General features: G+C 64.5%; 1 pseudogene. It reads left to right on the forward strand.

Features of this window, described 5'->3' with window-relative positions:
* Positions 1 to 69 precede the first annotated feature (69 nt).
* Positions 70 to 1,118: pseudogene (locus C8P69_RS24370) on the forward strand (IS3 family transposase); the annotation flags it as partial.

A 1,118-nucleotide genomic window follows, 5' to 3' on the forward strand; every position in this document is an offset into this window, starting at 1 on the left:
TGAATCAGCCCCCTAATTGCCCGGACACGACCCACCCTTAAGATAAGGGTTAGGAGTAATGTCGTGCGCATGACTGGTTCTTATCCGAAGAGTGAGGTCCTTCCTGGACCACAGCGCCGGCGCCGATGGACGGTGACGGAGAAGCTGGAGATGGTCGCCGAGACCAATGAGCCGGGCTCGTCGGTGAGCCTGGTGGCCCGCCGTCACGGTGTATCGCCCAACCAGCTCTTCACCTGGCGGCGGCTGGCCGAGCAAGGCGCTCTGACGGCAACGCGGGCCGAGGAGGAGGTGGTTCCAGCCTCTGCCTTCCGTGCCCAGCAGGAGCAGATCCGCGAGCTACAGCGCCTGCTTGGGAAGAAGACCCTGGAAGCGGAGATCCTGAAGGAGGCCCTCGAGGTCGCCGCAGGCCCAAAAAAACGACTGTTGCAGTCGTTTTTGCCGCCGAAGGACGTTACCCGATGACGGCCATCTGCGAGGCCGTCGGCGTTGCCAGATCCAACATTGCCGCGAGGACGGCCGGGCGCCCCCAGCAGCGCAGAGGCCGTCCGCCGCAGCCCGAAGACGCGCTGCTCGCCAGGATCAAGAGCATCATCGCGGAGATGCCCACATACGGGTATGCGCGGGTTTGGGCGGTCCTTCGCCGGGAGGCGCGGGAGAAGGGCCTTGAGCCGGTCAACCGCAAGCGCGTCTATCGCGTCATGAGAGCTCACGGGCTGCTCCTGCGTCGGCACTGCGGGTCAGTAGACGAGCGCCGTCACGATGGCAGGGTCGCGGTCGATCAATCCAATATGCGGTGGTGCTCGGACGGCTTCGAGATCGCATGCGACAACGCCGAGAGGGTCCGTGTCGCCTTTGCGCTCGACTGCTGCGATCGCGAGGCCATGGGCCACATAGCCACCACGGAAGGGATCAAGGGCGAAGACGTCAGGGATCTGATGGTCGGAGCCCTTGAGCATCGCTTCGGCCGCATCAACCGGCTGCCGACGACGATTGAATGGCTGACGGACAATGGCTCCTGCTACATCGCCCATGAGACGCGAAGGTTTGCCCGCGACATCGGCCTCGAGCCTCTCACAACGCCGGTCGAAAGCCCGCAGTCGAACGGCATGGCCGAAGCC

The sequence above is a fragment of the Phreatobacter oligotrophus genome (assembly GCF_003046185.1).
Taxonomy (GTDB): Bacteria; Pseudomonadota; Alphaproteobacteria; order Rhizobiales; family Phreatobacteraceae; genus Phreatobacter; species Phreatobacter oligotrophus.